Below are 18,299 nucleotides of genomic sequence, written 5' to 3'. Positions count from 1 at the left end.
CAGATAAGATACCTTTAAACTTTATACGCAAAATAGCGTGAGGTTAAGTGCAATTTCTCCAGTGGTGTATTCGACAAAATCGTCATTTCTAAAAATATTGACGAGTTTTGACGACGAATAAATGAGAGTCACTTCACGAAAGGTAAATAGGTAATTCGCTTACTAATGGTTCACAAAATAATTAGGCGTGATCCAAATCTTACAAAATCAGTCGTAACTCATGAATATAAGTGACCTAGATCGCAGCAAACTCGTCAAAACAAGTTGTTCGATTTTGACGTGTATTGTAACTCCATGAAAATTAGGTTTTTATTGTTTTTGCTGAGTGTCATTTTTTGAACTGGATCACTTCCTATTTCTATTTATTTTACGCTTAGAAATAACAGGTTGTATGTTGAATGTAACGGTTAGGTACCTCGCATTTGAGGGGCCGAGATTTTTATCATTGTCGTTTTGAACCACTGACTTTTTTGGGGAAGTAAGATGTTTAAACCTAGTCTGATTGCTGTTTCTGTTATCACTACATTAGCAGGTTGCTCTGCGCTGAAAAGCTCTGAACAACAAGTTGTAAATTCGTTGGCTAATAATCTTGATATTCAATACCAAGTGTTGACTAACCACGGTGCAAACGAAGGTCTTGCTTGTCAGGACTTAGGGGCTGAGTGGGCGTCTTGTAACAAGGTAAACATGACGCTGGTTAACCAAGGTGAAGCGGTTGACTCAAAAGATTGGGCTATTTACTTCCACAGCATTCGTCTGATTCTGGATGTTGAAAACGAACAGTTCAAAATCTCTCGCGTAACGGGTGATCTACACAAACTAGAACCAACAGATAAGTTTGATGGGTTTGCTGCGGGTGAAGAGGTTGTGCTTCCTCTTGTTGCTGAATACTGGCAGCTATTTGAAACTGACTTCATGCCAGGCGCTTTCGTTGCTGCACCAAATGCAGAGCCTAAGATGATCGCTTCTCTTAACACAGAAGACGTTGCATCTTTCGTGACTGGCCTTGAGGGTAACAACCTAAAACGTACGCCAGATGACAACAACGTATTTGCAAACGCTGTGTCTCGTTTCGAGAAGAACGAAGACCTAGCAAAACAAGACGTATCAACCACGTTACTACCAACGCCACTGTCTGTTGAAGCAGGTAACGGTACGGTAGATATCGCGGCCGGTATTGCGCTGCCTAAAGACGCATTCGATGCGACTCAATTCGCAGCAATTCAAGATCGTGCAGAAGTGGTAGGTGTGGATGTTCGTGGTGATCTTCCTGTAAGCATCACTGTTGTTCCTGCAGACTTCACCGGTGAATTGGCAAAATCTGGTGCTTACGAAATGAGCATCAAAGGCGACGGTATTGCGATTAAAGCGTTTGACCAAGCAGGTGCTTTCTACGCAGTACAATCTATCTTTGGCCTGGTAGATAGCCAAAATGCTGATTCTCTACCACAACTGTCTATTAAAGATGCGCCGCGTTTTGATTACCGTGGTGTGATGGTGGACGTGGCTCGTAACTTCCACTCTAAAGACGCAATCCTTGCAACGCTTGACCAAATGGCAGCGTACAAGATGAACAAACTACACCTTCACCTAACGGATGATGAAGGCTGGCGTTTAGAAATCCCGGGTCTGCCTGAGCTGACTGAAGTGGGTGCTAACCGTTGTTTCGATTTGGAAGAGAAAAGCTGTTTACTGCCTCAGCTTGGCTCAGGTGCAACGACAGACAACTTTGGTTCTGGCTTCTTCAGCAAAGCAGACTACGTGGACATCTTGAAGTACGCGAAAGCGCGTAACATCGAAGTGATTCCTGAAATCGATATGCCAGCGCACTCTCGTGCAGCAGTGGTATCAATGGAAGCACGTTACGACCGCCTAATGGAAGAAGGTAAAGAAGCAGAAGCGAACGAGTTCCGCCTGATGGATCCTCAAGATACATCGAACGTAACGACGGTTCAGTTCTACAACAAGCAAAGCTTCATCAATCCATGTATGGAATCTTCAACTCGCTTTGTTGATAAAGTGATTTCAGAAGTAGCAGCAATGCACCAAGAAGCGGGCACGCCGCTAACAACATGGCACTTCGGTGGTGATGAAGCGAAGAACATCAAGCTAGGCGCTGGTCTGCAAGACATCAACGCAGAAGACAAAGTAAGCTGGAAGGGTAACATTGATTTGTCTAAGCAAGACAAGCCATTCGCACAGTCACCACAATGTCAGACGCTAATTGCAGACGGTACGGTAAGCGATTTTGCTCATCTACCAAGCCACTTTGCAGAAGAAGTGTCGAAGATGGTGGCAGAGAAAGGCATTCCAAACTTCCAAGCTTGGCAAGATGGCCTTAAGTACAGTGAAGGTGAGAAAGCGTTCGCAACAGAAAACACGCGTGTTAACTTCTGGGACGTTCTTTACTGGGGTGGCACATCATCAGTGTACGAATGGTCTAAGAAAGGTTACGACGTTATCGTTTCTAACCCAGACTACGTATACATGGACATGCCGTACGAAGTTGACCCGAAAGAGCGTGGTTACTACTGGGCGACGCGTGCAACAGATACTCGTAAGATGTTTGGTTTTGCACCAGAGAACATGCCTCAGAACGCAGAAACCTCTGTAGACCGCGATGGTAACGGCTTCACTGGTAAAGGTGAAATCGAAGCGAAACCTTTCTATGGTCTATCAGCACAGCTGTGGTCTGAGACAGTACGTAACGACGAGCAATACGAGTACATGGTATTCCCTCGCGTACTAGCAGCCGCTGAGCGTGCATGGCACCGTGCTGATTGGGAAAACGACTACAAAGTGGGTGTTGAATACTCGCAAAACTCTAACCTAGTAGACAAAGCCGCGCTAAACCAAGACTACAACCGCTTTGCGAACGTACTTGGCCAACGTGAACTGGCTAAGCTAGAAAAATCAGGTATCGACTACCGCCTGCCTGTACCAGGTGCGAAAGTAGAAGATGGCAAGCTAGCAATGAACGTTCAGTTCCCAGGGGTGAAGCTTCAATACTCTCTAGACGGCAAGAACTGGCTAACTTACGCAGATAATGCTCGTCCAAATGTGAAAGGTGAAGTGTTTATCCGTTCCGTGTCAGCAACCGGTGAGAAAGCAAGTCGAGTGACCAGCGTGAAATAACTCAATTCTTGTAAGTTAATTTTTTGGCAAAGCCTCAACATCATGTTGGGGCTTTCTTTATTTTTTGAGGAAATTAAGCGTGATCGATGTCTAATTATTTTTCATTGATAAATAAGTTTTGGGTTGTAATGGTCAAGGTTATTGTGAACTGGATCGACTTAATCTGCTAAATGTCAATAAATTATCTGTTTACGATCACACTTCTATTTTTTGAATAATTTTATAAAAATACGATAAGTGCCTGTATTTTCCATGTTTTTATCAGGGTTGTTGAGCTTCGGTTTGAACAAGATCACTTTTTAAAATGTTTTATTTTCCATCGCGAATTAATTGAAACAATATTGCGAACGCCAAGGAGGCACATTCCAAAGTTTGCGATAAAAGGGAAGAGATGCCCTCTAAAACTATCGCATAACGTGAATAAATAAAGGCAGTAATTATGAAAAATATTTTTGCACTGAGTGCTCTTTCTCTCGCTTTCGCTTCTAATGCTTTTGCTGGTTCTTCTTACGTAACAGGTAATGTTCAATTCCACGATGATGGTCGAATTCATGGTTCGGACGTTACGTCTACACTGGAAGCTGGTCATACTTTTGATAACCAATTCGGCGGCTTTACGGTTTATACCGAATTTGATGGTATTCAGTTGGGTAAACTGGAAACAGAAAACGGTGGCGCAGGTAACACAACACCAGCAATCACTGTGGGTGGTGAGCAGTCATTTAATATTACCGATCATTTATGGGTTGCCGCTGGTTACCAACACCTGTTCTCTGCTGGCGAGAATGTACAGTACCGTCCACTGGTTAAGATCGGTTACAACTTCGATAACGGCATCTCCTTAAGTAACCGTACTCGTGCGCACATTGATGCGACAGACGCAGATGCGGATACAGATTACCGCATGGACAACCGCATCGGTTACGTGATGAATGAGGATGTGACGCTAAGCTACAACAACGTCTACATGATTGAAGCGGAAACCATGGACCACGAGCTTCGTGCAACGTGGACTCGTAAAGGTGTTCAACCTTACTTTGAGTTCCGTAGTCAAGCACACGGTGCAGAAAACGCGAGTGGTGACAGCCTAGTGAATAACGCTTTTGTATTTGGTGCCTCTTACGGCTTCTAATTTTATATTTGTCTTAACTGTCCATTTAGAAAAAGCCCAGCGGTTTATCTCGCTGGGCTTTGTTTTTATTGGTCGTTGCCTTCGTGGTGGCTATATTCGAACACTTGGCCTTTTTCGTTAAAGGCGTAAACGGTGTAGCTGTCTTTTTTGTCGCCATATTCCATACCAGGGGAGCCCATTGGCATGCCCGGTACTGATAGGCCTTTTGCGTTACGTGGTGGATTTTTCAAAAACGCTTTAATGTCTTCGGCTGGAATGTGACCTTCAAACAGATAGCCGTTGATCTCTGCCGTGTGGCAAGAGTAAAGCTGTTCATTCTTGATGCCTAGATCGCGTTTGATGGCGTTCATGTCATCGTGCAATTTTTCTTCGACCGTAAAGCCGTTCTCTTCCATGTGTTTTGTCCATTCTCCACAACAGCCACAGTATGGTGATTTATGGTTAATGACATCGGCTGCCAATACGTTGGCGGACACGGTCGCAAGCATTGCAAAGGTCAATAGTTTCAACTTCATAATACCCTCAAAAAGAAGTGGTTATTTTACTGAAAACAGTCGTAGTCGATTTGCATTACTAACGACAGTAATTGAAGACAGTGCCATTGCCGCTCCTGCGACAACAGGACTGAGCAAAAATCCAAACGCTGGGTAAAGCACGCCAGCGGCAACTGGAATACCCAACGAGTTGTAAACAAAGGCACCAAATAGGTTTTGCTTCATGTTTTTAAGTGTAGCGCGAGAGAGTTCAATCGCATGTACTACCGCCATTGGTGACGTGTTCAGGATGGTCATTTGCGAACTTTCAATGGCGACATCACTGCCGCTACCCATGGCAATACCTAGGTTGGATAACGCGAGAGCAGGGGCGTCGTTAATGCCATCCCCCACCATTGCCACGACATGTCCTTGAGATTGAAGTTGCTCAATGTGCTGAGCTTTCTCATCTGGCATTACTTGGGCAATCACTTCATCAATACCAAGTTCTTGGCCGATAGCATTGGCAACGTGTTGGTTATCGCCCGTCAGCATTACCGTTTTGATGCCTTGCGATTTTAATGCAGAGAGCGCTTGTTTCGCATCTGATTTGATCGGGTCGGCAATGGCGATCAGACCGATCAGTTCGCCGTTCAATGCCACAGCTACCGGAGTCCACGCATTTTTTGCGCATTCATCGATGGCAGATTTTAGTGCGCTAGTCTCGAGGTTCTCTGCTTGCATAAATTGAAGCGAACCAATGAGCAGCGGTTTATCTTGATACGTCGCCAAAATGCCGCGTCCGCGAACGTTCTCAAACTTGTCTAATGAGACGTCTTTTGCGTCGTGTCGTTTGGCGTAATCACATACCGCTTTTGCCAGTGGGTGCTCAGACTGACGCTCTGCCGCATACGCTAAAGCCAATAGATCTTCTTGGCTGGTGGCGTGAGTAAACACTTTCTGAACGCTAGGTTTACCTTGGGTAAGCGTGCCAGTTTTGTCGAACACAACCGTGTCGACTTTGCTTGCCAATTGCAGGGCGTCGGCGTCTTTGATCAGAATGCCGAGTTCTGCGGCTTTACCCACTCCCACCGTGACAGAAAGCGGGGTTGCTAAGCCTAGAGCGCAAGGGCAGGCGATGATCAGGACGGTTGTGGTGACCACCAGCATATAACTCGCTTTTGGCTCTGGGCCAACGGCAAACCAAACGAGTGCGGCCAGTATTGCTATGCCAACAACGACAGGGACAAACACCGATGAAATCTGGTCTGCCAGTTTCGCGATGGCTGGCTTACTGCTTTGCGCTGTGCGCACCATGCGGATGATACGAGCCAGCATGGTATTTGCGCCAATGCCCGTTGCCTCAATGACTAATCCACCATCGGTATTTAATGTCCCGGCAGACACTTGAGCCTCTTGCGCTTTTAATACTGGTACTGGTTCACCAGTGAGCATCGACTCATCAATGTATGATTCACCTTGAATCACAACACCATCAACAGGCACTTTCTCGCCTGGTTTGATACGCAGTTTCATGCCTAACGTGATTTGCTCAACCGCGATTTGTTGATCGCCTTGTTTCGTGATTACCGTAGCTTGCTGAGGTTGCAGGTTAATCAGAGCTTGCAATGAGCGTGTTGTGTTTGCTTTGGCTTTTGCTTCTATATAGTGACCAAGAGAAATTAAGCCGATGATCATTGCACTCGCTTCAAAGTACACGTGGCGTGAAGCAAGAGGGAACCAGTCTGGGAAAATCACCACAAGCATCGAATAGAACCACGCTGCGCCAGTACCGAGTGCGACTAACGTGTCCATGGTGGCTCGCTTGTGAGTAGCCGCTAACCAAGCGTTACTGAAGAAGTGTTTCCCTGCTGTGGCAAGAAGGAGTAAACATACGATACCGATCGCGCCCCAAGCTAATTGGTCGTTGGTGTTGCGAATCATCATATTGCCGCCAGCAACGCCCCAAATCATTAAGGGGGCACCGACGACAAGGCCAGCAATAGCATCCAGTTTAAAGCGTTTTTGTTGCTGACGTTGTTGCTGCGCTTGCTTTTCTTGCTGGGTTGCGGCGTCTTGTAGGATCTCTGCTTGGTAACCGGCTTGTTTTACCGATTCAACAATTGCGTTAAGGAGGTCATCAGAGTCTTGGCTTGCGAATACTAGTGCGCTTTGTTCTGCGAGGTTGACCTGTGCTTTCTCAACGCCTTCTACGTTAGTAAGTGCTTTCTCTACTGAAGAGACGCAACTCGCACACGTCATGCCTTGAATCAGCATTTGCAATTGAATACTCGCTGGTGGCACCTGCGTATCTTTAATATTGCTTTGCTTTTCTACCTGTTCGGTCTCTGGTGAGCTTTCGTTCTCTACTTCGACAGAATCAAGGTTGGCGGTATAGCCGAGTGTTGCTATTAAGTCGATCACTTGTTGCTCGGAGAGGAGGGTACGAATCTCTAAGTGCGTTGTTGAAGCCTCAAAAGAAATAACGTCTTGATTAGATTCTAATAAAGATGAAAGTTTTTTGACGCAGCCGCCACAGCTTAAGCCTGAAAGGTTTAGTTCGTAGTGATTTCCTGCTTGGTAACCAAGAGATTCAATCGACGAGACGAGCTCTTTAAGAGAAGACTCGGTTTTGACCTCTATTTGCGTCGGGGACAAATTGAGGATCTCCACATCGTGATTCGCATGTAAAGCATTCTCAACTTTTCTCGCACAGCCCATGCAGTTGAGCCCTGATAAAGGTATAACTAACTGATACATAATCTGCACCTCAATAGTAGTGATGCTATGAGCTTAAACCTTCCTGCAAGGGTAAGGTCAATACCCATTTGCTACTCACAACAATTTCGTCAAAATCTCTCGAATCCCACAAGTGCACGGTCATTTTACTTGCGAGTGATCTCAAGGTTTTTTCTCTTTGAATATAAAGTTCCGTTAAAACACCTAAAAGATGAATGAAGTCGCTCACGTTTTTTAGATGCTCTCAATGTCAGTTCAGTGTCAAAACGTACTTTTAACGTTTTTTATTTTTTATTTTTGATGATAAGTGATTGTTTTTTGTTGATTTATTTTATTTTTGATCTTCTCATTTTGAAGTCGCTCAGATTGCTGTAGGGAAAGTTTTTTAGTGCGAAAAAAGTTTGTCATATTTGCCCCGTCCAAACACTGTTTCAAGTTCCTGCCATGTCCTAGTTAGTGAATTTGAAAATGGAAAAAACTAAAAATATAGGGGTTTATAATGTCTTACCTAAAGAAAAGCCTACTTGCCACGGCAATTACCGGCATGATGTTCAGTGGTGTTGCATTTGCTGATGGTGCAAACAGTGACGCAGCAAAAGAGTTTCTAACCAAAGATTCATTTTCTTATGAAGTTTACGGGATCATCGCGATGCAGGCCGCGTACCGCGATTACGATTCTGGCAGCAAAGCAACGGACGATGACTTGGGTGGCATGCAGCTAAACAACGAATCTCGTATCGGTTTCCGTGGTAAGAAACAATTTGCTAACTTCGACCCTACTTTTATTTGGCAAATCGAAGGCGGTTATGTAGACCCTAGCTTTGGTGGCGAGGGCGCAGGTCTTGGTGAACGTGACACATTCGTCGGTTTTGAAAGTGCATCTTGGGGGCAAATTCGCCTGGGTCGCGTTTTGACACCTATGTACGAATTGGTTGACTGGCCAGCATCTAACCCTGGCCTGGGCGATGTATACGACTGGGGTGGTGCTATTGGTGGCGCCAAGTACCAAGACCGTCAATCAAACACTATCCGCTGGGACTCTCCAATGTTTGCTGACAAATTCTCCCTAGATATCGCAGCTGGTGCAGGTGATAAAGCAGGTCTAGGTGAAGGGGATGACTACTGGGGTGGTATCGCAGCACACTACAAAATTGGTCCTATCCAGTTAGATGCGGCATATGAAGGTAACCGTAATATCAAGATGGAAAGCCAAACGTGGGAAAACAACACGTACTTGGTAGGGGCACAAGGCTGGTTTGATAACGGGATCTCTTTCTTCGCGCAATACAAATACATGGAGGCGGACGCAAGCAATGGTGTGAGTGAAAAGCAAGATGCAATGTCTGCCGCTATCATGTACACCACGGGTGATTGGCAATACAAACTGGCTTACGCCGCTAACTTTGATCTCGAGCGTGATGGTAAGAAAATTAACGATACAGCGGACGATGTGTTATCAGCACAAGTTATGTATTTCGTAGACCCATCGGCAGTGCTGTACGTACGTGCTCGTACTCTAGACTTTGGCGACGGTGCGTCTCAATTAGATAAACCAACAGAAGCACGTTGGAAGTCTGCTGACTACGACGAGTTCTCTGTAGGTGTTGAATACTACTTCTAACTAAAGAAGCAGTTAAAAGGGCGGAAACGCCCTTTTTATCTTGATACTTATTCAAATAAGCCTTTGAAATGACTGGCCTGTAAGTTTTAGAGGCTTATCTAAATTGGTATAAAGTGAGAAACCATGATGAAAAAAACAACGACACTTCTCGGACTTTGCGCAATGCTTTCGGCGCCAGCTTTTGCTGCTCAACTCACTCTGCAATCTGAATTAGTCCCTCGCGTTCTCAACGGCGAGTTCGTCTACCCTGAGTGGATATCCAAGAATAACAGCATCGAGTTAAAAGATGGGGAAAACCAATTGGCGGTAACGGTTGGACAAATTGTATTTGAAGATGGAAAGCGCCGTAAATTCGATTCGCAGCCACTAGTATTAGAGTTTGATGCAGAAAAAGACACCGAGCTTTCTCTGACTTATCAAACATTCCGTACTATTGAAGAGGCGAGAGCCTTCGAACTCGATCCTAAAGTGGTATTGAAAGACAAAAACGGAAAAGAAGTGGCATTCTCTATGGTTCAACTTCGTAAAGGTGGTTTGCAAGGTTTTCGTGATTACGAACGAGAAGTTGCCGACTATAATAACGCAATGAATAAAGAATCGACTAAGGCAAGCATTGCGTCTTCTCCAGCGGAAACCAAAACAATCAAAGCATCGTTTAATGAATTGAGCCGTGAAGAGCAGCAAGAATTTATGCAATGGGCAATGCGTAACCTGAAGTAATTTCGCCTTGTGCTTTAACAGTAAATAGCAGGGCTGTGCCTTTTTGGTTCTGCCCTGTTTTTATTTCTGTTGTCAAACCGATTGTAGAATTGACTTACGGTGGTAAAATGTCGCCACTTTTATCCTTGACATTACAACGAGAGATCTCTCGTTGCTCATTACCCCTAAGGAACTCAAATGACGGTTAAAACTCGTTTTGCTCCTAGCCCAACTGGCTATCTACACGTTGGTGGTGCGCGTACTGCACTTTACTCTTGGCTATACGCTAAAAACCAAGGTGGTGAATTCGTTCTACGTATCGAAGATACAGACCTTGAGCGTAACTCTCAGGAAGCGGTTGATGCAATTCTTGAAGGCATGGAATGGCTAGGCTTGGAGTGGGATGAAGGTCCTTACTACCAAACTCAACGTTTTGACCGTTACAACGAAATGGTTGATAAGCTTCTTGCTGAAGACAAAGCTTACAAATGTTACGCCTCTAAAGAGCTGCTAGATGAAATCCGTGCAGAGCAAGAAGCAAATAAAGAAATGCCTCGCTACGATGCTAACCATCCAAAAATCAAAGCAGCAAACGAAGCGGCAAAAGATGGCGATCCATGTGTTATCCGTTTCCGTAACCCGAAAGAAGGCAGCGTAGTATTTGATGATAAAATCCGTGGTCGCATTGAAATCCGCAACGATCAAATGGATGACCTAATCATTCGTCGTACTGACGGTTCACCTACTTACAACTTCTGTGTAGTAGTGGATGACTGGGACATGGGTATCACTCACGTTGTTCGTGGCGAAGACCACATCAACAACACGCCTCGTCAAATCAACATCTACGAAGCACTAGGTGCGCCAGTACCTACATTTGCACACTGTGCAATGATCCTGGGTGATGACGGCGCGAAACTGTCTAAACGTCACGGCGCTGTATCAGTCATGCAATACCGCGATATGGGCTACCTGCCTGCGGCACTAAACAACTACCTAGTGCGCCTTGGTTGGTCTCATGGTGACCAAGAAATCTTCTCTCAAGAAGAGATGATCAATCTATTTAGCCTAAACGCAGTATCTAAGTCAGCGTCTGCTTTTAACACTGACAAACTGCAATGGTTGAACAACCACTACATCAAGAACTCAGATCCTGCGTACGTTGCTGAGCATCTACAATGGCATCTAGATCAACAAAAACTAGACGTAACGAATGGTCCTGCTATCACTGACGTGATCAAGCTAGTGGGTGAGCGTTGCAACACACTAGTTGAGCTAGCTGAGCAAATCCGTTACTTCTATGAAGATTTCTCTGAGTTTGAAGCGGGCGCAGCGAAGAAACACCTACGTGGCGTGGCTAAAGAGCCTCTAGAACTTGCATTAGCGAAAGTGGAAGCACTAACTGAGTGGACGACAGCGAACATCAAAGATGGCGTTATCGCAGCAGTATGTGAAGAGTTGGAAATCGGCATGGGCAAAATCGGTATGCCATTACGTGTTGCTGTAACAGGAGGCGGTCAGTCTCCTTCTGTCGATGCAGTAATGGAGCTGGTTGGAAAAGAGCGTTGTATTGCTCGCATTAAGATGGCGCTTGAGTTCATTGCTGAGCGTGAAGCAAACGCATAATTGCTTTGAACTGAACGTTCTTTTGAATAAATAGTCACAAAGCCGCGGTGAGCAACCGCGGCTTTTTTGTATCTTCAATTTAGATAACGAGAAACTTTCTCTCATATTGGTGAATGAAGAGATGGTTTCACCTGTAATTTACCTCAATATGGATAAGATTTTTTAATCCAAATATCGTTGGCATGAATAAAAAACGAGCGATTATATATCAAACATCTGATTGATTTTTATCCATGTTCCTTAAAGTTCCATTTTGTTTGTCTCATTTTTAAGAAAAACCTTTGCTTTAGCTATGTTGTTTCAAAAAATAAAGCAAACGTTTGCGTCGTGATTGCGTGGGGATTTTTTTGCTTAAGATCACATGTTGTCGAGATTTTTGATGACAATAAATTGACAGAATTGGGATTTTTCTCGCGATTTCTTAGCGTTATAGTTCATCCCGTCAGCGATACCGAGATGGCGATATGTATCACTGAACAGGAAATGTACGTAAGTTGCTTCCATAAAAAAAATGCATGTGCATAAAAAGAAGCTGACTAAGTATCTCACTCAAGGAATGAATAAAAAGAATTGAAATACAACGTCAGTCAGACGGCGCATTTCGGCATCTAACAAAAGAACTTCTTTAGAGGAATCAATAATGAAAAAATTAGCAGCGGTAATTTCAGCGTCTCTACTTATGGCTTCAGCAGCACAAGCAGAAGTATACGTTGGTGGTAAGATGGGTAAGTCATGGATGGAAGACGCGTGTGTAGCGGGCCAGGCTTGTGACAAAGACGATTCTACTCTTGGCGCTTTTGTTGGTTACGAAATGAATAAATACTTCGCAGTAGAAGCGGGTTTCGACAACATCGGTGATTTTAACCAAACTTCTTTCGGTGGCCACGTAGAAGCAATCACTCTTGCTCCTAAATTTAGCCTACCAATCACTGAAGACATCGCACTTTACGGTAAAGTGGGTGGCGCTTACGTAATGTTTGATGGCAAAGATGATTACTCTTACCTAGGCGCAGCTGGTCTTGAATTCAACCTAAGCCAAAACGTAACAGCTCGTGCGGAATACCAAACACTGACTGACATCAGCAACGATGTAACTCGTGCGACAGGTAACACTGCAACACTAGGTGTTTCTTTCAAATTCGGCGGCAACGATGAGCCAGTAATCGTAGAAGAGCCAGTTGTTGTTGAAGAAGTGGTTGTAGAAGAAGTGGTAGAAGAGCCAGTTGTAGTTACGAAAACATTCGAAACTCAAACAATTGGTACAGGTAGCTTCGATCTAAACAGCACAACTCTAAAACCAGAGAGCGCTGCAAAACTTGATAACCTAGTTGCTTTCCTAAACGAGCACCCACAAGCGAACGTTGAAGTTGTAGGTTACACAGATACGTCTGGTCCAGCAGCTTACAACCTAAAAGTTTCTGAAAAACGTGCTGAGTCTGTTGCTAACGCACTCGTTGAAAAAGGTATTGATTCATCACGTATCCAAGCTCGTGGCGAAGGTGAAAACAACCCAATCGCTTCAAACGACACTCGTGAAGGTCGTCAACAAAACCGTCGCGTAGAAGTCGTTGTTCCAGAATTTGAATACCAAGTTCAGCAATAAGCTCCTATTCGACCGTAGTATAGAAGACTGAAGCTGAAAGCCCCAAAGAGTTCGCTCTTTGGGGCTTTTTATTTCTCTTTAAAAACTGACTGAAATGTTCAAAGTGGCTAGGTATTACTTAAGATCAATGCTGTTTAAACGCCCCATAAATGTCAGGATCTCCAAGTTATCTTTATGTGCTTCTAACAACGCTTTTTTGGTTTGCATGTAGGCGGCAAGTTTGCCGTACTTACTAATAGAGCGAACCACCGTTTTATATTTATACTCACCGTCATCATTGAACTCTCGCCACTTGGCGATGTAACACGTATCTCGGTTGTCAGGGTTTTCAAGAGTAGGGTTAGGCTTGTGAACGATTTTAGGCTCAACGCTATGTGGAAGCCTAGTCATTAGGTAAGGGTCTTTCAAAAGACGTCGCCAGAATTTGCCCCACATTTGCCGGCCTAACTCGTTTCTCAGCTTAATGGCTTTTTGTAAGCCTTTTTTTTCTCCAATACGAACAAATCCTACCGAGCGGTGTAGTACCGTATCCTCGGGGGTATGGATATGTATCTTAAAGGCTGTCTTGCCTTTAGAAATAAAGCGGTGTCCAGTGTTAGTTATTAAATTGCTCTTAGACATAGTGCTAACTAATAATTTTATTAATAGCTAAAAGGGTAAGCAAAACTCATAGATAATTAAAGTAATAAAATACAAAACTGTAAATAGGGCTTGTTGAAATGATTTCAAGGGGAAGAAGTCAGATCAGTAGAAGGCTTTATCCCGTAACCGAAACACCCGATCCGATCATATTGATTACTGGGAAGATTATCTAACACGGTGTACTAGGGGGAGCAGTGCGAGGCTTGAAATTGAAGATACAAAAAAGCCTTAGCTCAAGTGGGAGCTAAGGCTATGATATGGCGCCCCCAGTAGGATTCGAACCTACGACCTGTCCCTTAGGAGGGGACTGCGCTATCCAGCTGTGCCATGGGGGCGTAATACCAATAGTTGCAGTTCATTGCACTGTTTTACTGAGTTCAAATCTAGCAATCTACCAGATCTGTATCAGCATCACGTTGAACGATTCGCTACGGTCATTGGTATAATCAAATAAGATGCGCTGCCTATGATATTCAAAAGTGAGCATATCTCAAGACTTAATGTTTGCTTTTATAGGATCTTGTTCATTACGTCGCCAATTTGAACGCTAGACGCTAAATTTGGCTGATCAATCGTCAGTTCCGCTTCGTGTTCGTATATGCGTGATACCGTTAATGTAATTTCGCTTTGCGAGACTTTGTTTCTTGGCAATCCATTTTGGTCGATAAACGACGCGGTGTGCCAAAGCTGTAATTTGTCTCCCTCTTTTACGCCGTGCATACGGCCGAGATCCATCGTTACGGTATTACCGAAGACTGCCACAACCTCTGGCAGTGTAATTTTGCAAGATAGCTCCGACTCCAGATCCAACATAATATTGCGACTAACGCGAAGCATCATCTCGCCATAGGTCGATGCCCAAAAACGTGCACTACGAGTGTCCACTTGACTCGTCTTAGCAAATGGCCAACGCGCGACCTCACGGTAGGCTTTGTTGAAGATTTCATGGCCAGTTTTACCATCAAATACTTTCATTTCTAACGCAAACTGACGATTGATGATGTCATCTTGCAATAGTTGAGATTCGACCGTTGCAGTGAGATCGGTGATGACCCCTCCAATGATGTATTGTGCGCCATTGTCTTGCGCGATCATTTGAGTGCGAGCAGGATAGTTGCTGCTTATTGAGTAGTCCGTTGTACCAACAGACACAAAGCTGCGTGAGGTTTGATCAAGTTGACGGTTCACTACGTGGCTAAAATCGTCACCAACTTGATAAATTTGTCCCATCACTGCTTGTTGTGGTGATGCGACCTCAATATTGCCGACCAGCATTGTCTTTTTGTATTGATCGGTGTGGCAACCCGTTGCCGATGGATAAATATCAACGCGGATTTTTACCTCGACTTTACCGCGACGTTTGCGTTCAGACTCGACCAAAATGTAACGGACTTCATGATTGGTAAACTGGTATTCGTTGCGGCTTTCTTCTAATAGCGGCATCAAGTTGCTAATACTGCCAATATCTGCGCCCGAAAAATTGACGGCTTTGAACAGCGCGTCTTCCAACGCATGGAGCCTTGCCGTCTCTTCTGAAGAAACGATGGTGGCAACGCCTGTGACTTCATACCAAGATGCCATTACCTTAAAAGGCACAAGCATCACTAAAGTGATTGAAAACAGACTGTTTAATATTTTTTTCATTGGTTACAACCGTTCGGGTATAAATATTGCTTTAACAAATTCAGTGAAGTTTGGTGGGTTTTTCTTCGTTAGACAAACAAAGAAAAGCAAAGACTGTTCCAATATTCATTTTCTTGGAAAGGAATTAATAAAGAACGGTATCACCTAAGATTATCTGGAGAATCAAACCATGAAAAAGTGGCTTGTCGCCGCATCGATGATGACGCTTCTGACATCGTGCGCGTACTCACCGATTTACAATGGTAAAGAACCGTACTCGGGAAGCCAGTTCATGCTGATGGATAGTCCGCGTCATACGATGGACTTTTTCATTGAGAGCATGACAGAAGACCTGATGGTTTCTAATGTGGCAGTATCAGCGCGGACACCGATTGCGATTACCTCGTTTGTTGATCTACAAAATATGGATGCAACAAACTGGTTAGGTAACTCGGTCTCTGAAGGTTTTATCCATCAGTTTCAGCGCCGAGGGTTTAAAGTGGTTGATTTCAAAACTACGGGCTCTATTCAAGTGACGCAGCAGGGCGATTTTGCTTTAAGTCGTGATTGGCAAGATTTAGCTCAAGAGCAGCAAATTCAGTATGTACTGACCGGAACAATGTTGCGCCAAGAGGGCGGAGTGCTTGTCAATGCACGCGTGGTTGGCATGCAAAGCCGTGTAGTTGTAGCGACAGCGCAAGGTTTCCTTCCGGCTGACCGTATTGGGCGTGACTTAGATACGTTAAATAGCATCCGCACACAAGATGGTGTGTTGATTCGTTCTGACCCTACCATTCGTCAGCCGTACACTGTGATTCTCCGTCCATAGGATAGAAGCATGAAGAAGTTATTATTTATTGTTGCCACACTGATATTGGTTGGGTGTCAGCCATTACAACAGATGCGTCAAGATGAAATCTTAGTGGCGGTGGGCTACGCCAGCGTCAGTGAGCAAACAGGCCGCACAGTAGAAGAAAAGCGTGTACGAGCAATGCGCGCATCAAAAATTGATGCTTATCGTGAGCTAGCAGAGCAAGTTTATGGCATGCGTGTTAGTGGACGTGCAGAGCTGCAAGACCAGCGTTTGGGTATTGAAAGCACCACTGGTGCCGTCGATGGTGTAATTCGTGGTGCAGAAGTTGTGCGTAGTTATCTTGTTGAAGACAGTTATGTGACTGAGCTGCGTCTGGATATCCGTAAGATGGATAAGCTACGTGATTATGGAGAAGTTCAGCAGGTGCCTGAGAAGCGTCAGCAAACCTTGTTTTAAACCATTTCACTAGACAGATAATCTTTTTGAGCGGCTTATTGGTAACAATGAGTCGCTTTTTTATATCTACGTGAGCGCGGGAATTGAGGGTAGGAGTGACGTTTAAGCTTTTATATTGGTGCCAAGCGTCGAGATGGTGTGGGTTTTTCCGCCCGCATTGTAGGTCATGCCAACTTTGCCATGAGTTCGCTGAAGCATGTTGTTGAGTTTATTGAAGCTCAGCTGTGCGCGACTAAGCGATTCGCCATTTACTTGGTTAACTTGTTGACAGTCTAGGACGATCGATTGGATCTGAGCAACAACCTGACTTAGGTGCTCATCTTCAGTAAGTTGATTGACGTGCGGGTGAGAGGCGATTCGCTGATCAGTTGTTCTGAGCTGATCAATGAGCGTCATCTTCTGTTTGGCAATGTTCTCAATCTCGGTAGAGACACGCGCCGTGATTGCTTGTGTTTCTTGGCGTAAAACAGCGGAAAGTGCCTTAGCATTTTCTAGCTGGAAATTAACGAGATCGACTAATGCTGCCATAAAATATTTACCTTCGGCCTAAGTCAGTTAGCTTTTGCCTTGCAATTCGTTTTCAAACTTAATCATGTTGTCAGCCAATTTTTCAGGATCGACTTTGTATGAACCGTTTGTGATAGCTTCTTTGATTGCTGCAACTTTGGCGCTGTCATATGCCGGAGAAGCTGCCATATCCTTCTGGAGTTTACTGACGGCTTTACTTTGCTGGCTGAGTGATACTGCGTCTTGTTGCGCTGGCGCCTTTTTTGATTCTGTCGTGCTGGTAGCATTGGAATCGTTACGTGCAGGTGCGCGACTTGTTGTCGTCATCATTTGCCCTGAACGTATATTATCTATACCTGCCATGTTTAACCTTTGCCTTGTATCGTAATACTGGTATCCAGACTATCGACCAGCGCAAAAATAACTTTAGTCATTTTTTGCATTTTTATTGATCAGTTTAAACACGCTACCAGTGGGGATTAAAAATTAACAGTGATTTCCGCAATGTCAGTCACTATGCCTTCTATTATACGTTGTGACTTATCATTTTTCACTCTTACTTGATCGCCAGCTGAACCATCCTGCAATGCTGTGCCTTGCGTTGTGATCGTCATGCCAGAATTCACCGCTTTGATAATGACCTTTTCATTTCGGCATACCACACAAACATCATTTCTCTCTACGACATCGCCTAAGCGAACATTACGCTTTAGCTTTGCCCCAACCACTTGATCGTAGCTAGAAAATCCATCTTTACGAAAGCGCTGTAGCTCGATCATGGAAGTGGTAACATCCGATGCGCTGACGATTTCTCCTCTCCCTAGTGTTCGTGTCGCGACGATCATTGGTACTGATACCGAGATCCTTACAGGGACATAGACTTTCCAGTCATCCGGTTGGCATTCTACTAACACATTGATGTTACTTCTCGTGCTGCTGGTGGAAGAGGCAGATGTATCTAACGGAACAGGGCAATCCGTTGCTTTTATTCTCGAGTCGATCTCTGCCGCATTAACAGATAGCTCGCCACCATCAGGCTGATCAACCGTAGCAAGAATATGTTGTTCTGCTGCTGTTTTTATTTGCTCGATCTGATTATCTGAAGCTGAATGAACAAAAAAGCTAAACATACTGAGCAAAATGCCGATAGACTTAGCGTACTTTGTAATTAGCGCTCTACATATTGTCATAGTCAATGGTGTCGAAGTGAAAGTGAAATACGCCATACT

General features: G+C 44.4%; 15 protein-coding genes and 1 tRNA gene. 8 read left to right on the top strand and 8 right to left on the bottom strand.

Annotated elements, in window-relative coordinates:
- The first annotated feature begins 483 nt into the window (after positions 1–483).
- Together UQW94_RS18815 and UQW94_RS18810 are read left to right on the top strand one after the other, a co-directional pair.
- The gene (locus UQW94_RS18815; RefSeq protein ID WP_322142483.1) at positions 484–3,135 is read left to right on the top strand and encodes a beta-N-acetylhexosaminidase; all 2,652 of its coding nucleotides are present in this window, start codon (positions 484–486) and stop codon (positions 3,133–3,135) included.
- A gap of 439 nt (positions 3,136–3,574) precedes the next feature.
- Positions 3,575–4,267 (top strand): oligogalacturonate-specific porin KdgM family protein, encoded by a 693-nt coding sequence (locus UQW94_RS18810; protein ID WP_017819981.1) that lies wholly within the window; start codon positions 3,575–3,577, stop codon positions 4,265–4,267.
- Between the two features lie 65 nt (positions 4,268–4,332).
- Here the strand turns inward: UQW94_RS18810 and UQW94_RS18805 are convergent, their stop codons facing one another.
- Positions 4,333–4,782, bottom strand: a complete 450-nt coding sequence (locus UQW94_RS18805) for a DUF411 domain-containing protein (RefSeq protein WP_005382005.1) — start codon at positions 4,780–4,782, stop codon at positions 4,333–4,335.
- Positions 4,783–4,803: 21 nt separating this feature from the next.
- A complete protein-coding gene (locus UQW94_RS18800) occupies positions 4,804–7,500 on the bottom strand; it encodes a copper-translocating P-type ATPase (RefSeq protein ID WP_322142482.1) in 2,697 nt (898 codons plus the stop codon).
- Between the two features lie 478 nt (positions 7,501–7,978).
- Here UQW94_RS18800 and chiP point away from each other — a divergent pair, with 478 nt between their 5' ends.
- The 4 genes from chiP to UQW94_RS18780 all read left to right on the top strand — a co-directional run bounded on the left by chiP (position 7,979) and on the right by UQW94_RS18780 (position 13,028).
- Positions 7,979–9,100, top strand: coding sequence for a chitoporin (gene chiP, locus UQW94_RS18795; RefSeq protein WP_017819978.1), 1,122 nt, complete (start codon positions 7,979–7,981; stop codon positions 9,098–9,100).
- Between the two features lie 123 nt (positions 9,101–9,223).
- Positions 9,224–9,820, top strand: a complete 597-nt coding sequence (locus UQW94_RS18790) for a DUF2057 domain-containing protein (RefSeq protein ID WP_005382008.1) — start codon at positions 9,224–9,226, stop codon at positions 9,818–9,820.
- 177 nt (positions 9,821–9,997) lie between these two features.
- On the top strand, positions 9,998–11,425 hold the full coding sequence (gltX, locus tag UQW94_RS18785; protein ID WP_322142481.1) for a glutamate--tRNA ligase: 1,428 nt from the start codon (positions 9,998–10,000) through the stop codon (positions 11,423–11,425).
- A gap of 640 nt (positions 11,426–12,065) precedes the next feature.
- Positions 12,066–13,028 (top strand): OmpA family protein, encoded by a 963-nt coding sequence (locus UQW94_RS18780; protein WP_005382010.1) that lies wholly within the window; start codon positions 12,066–12,068, stop codon positions 13,026–13,028.
- Between the two features lie 114 nt (positions 13,029–13,142).
- Here UQW94_RS18780 and UQW94_RS18775 read toward each other — a convergent pair whose 3' ends face one another.
- From UQW94_RS18775 to UQW94_RS18765, 3 genes are all read right to left on the bottom strand, one after another.
- Positions 13,143–13,649: a hypothetical protein gene (locus UQW94_RS18775; RefSeq protein ID WP_005382011.1), complete on the bottom strand. Its 507-nt coding sequence runs from the start codon at positions 13,647–13,649 to the stop codon at positions 13,143–13,145.
- 279 nt (positions 13,650–13,928) lie between these two features.
- Positions 13,929–14,005, bottom strand: a tRNA-Arg gene (locus tag UQW94_RS18770).
- A 175-nt stretch (positions 14,006–14,180) separates the two neighbouring features.
- Complete coding sequence (locus tag UQW94_RS18765) at positions 14,181–15,314, bottom strand: flagellar assembly protein FlgT (protein WP_005382012.1); 1,134 nt, start codon at positions 15,312–15,314, stop codon at positions 14,181–14,183.
- Between the two features lie 169 nt (positions 15,315–15,483).
- Here UQW94_RS18765 and UQW94_RS18760 point away from each other — a divergent pair, with 169 nt between their 5' ends.
- Both UQW94_RS18760 and flgP read left to right on the top strand, forming a co-directional pair.
- A complete protein-coding gene (locus UQW94_RS18760) occupies positions 15,484–16,122 on the top strand; it encodes a FlgO family outer membrane protein (protein ID WP_005382013.1) in 639 nt (212 codons plus the stop codon).
- Between the two features lie 9 nt (positions 16,123–16,131).
- Complete coding sequence (flgP, locus tag UQW94_RS18755; RefSeq protein WP_005382014.1) at positions 16,132–16,563, top strand: flagellar assembly lipoprotein FlgP; 432 nt, start codon at positions 16,132–16,134, stop codon at positions 16,561–16,563.
- Between the two features lie 102 nt (positions 16,564–16,665).
- Here the strand turns inward: flgP and UQW94_RS18750 are convergent, their stop codons facing one another.
- From UQW94_RS18750 to flgA, 3 genes are all read right to left on the bottom strand, one after another.
- Entirely contained in the window at positions 16,666–17,091 is a 426-nt protein-coding gene (locus UQW94_RS18750) for a flagella synthesis protein FlgN (protein WP_005382015.1), read from the bottom strand.
- Between the two features lie 27 nt (positions 17,092–17,118).
- Positions 17,119–17,433, bottom strand: a complete 315-nt coding sequence (gene flgM, locus UQW94_RS18745; RefSeq protein ID WP_005382018.1) for a flagellar biosynthesis anti-sigma factor FlgM — start codon at positions 17,431–17,433, stop codon at positions 17,119–17,121.
- A gap of 116 nt (positions 17,434–17,549) precedes the next feature.
- Positions 17,550–18,296, bottom strand: a complete 747-nt coding sequence (gene flgA, locus UQW94_RS18740; protein ID WP_005382020.1) for a flagellar basal body P-ring formation chaperone FlgA — start codon at positions 18,294–18,296, stop codon at positions 17,550–17,552.
- Positions 18,297–18,299 lie beyond the last annotated feature (3 nt).

This window comes from Vibrio sp. PBL-C16, assembly GCF_034321865.1.
Lineage (GTDB): Bacteria > Pseudomonadota > Gammaproteobacteria > Enterobacterales > Vibrionaceae > Vibrio > Vibrio alginolyticus.
This window is presented reverse-complemented; position numbering and strand designations above follow the sequence as displayed.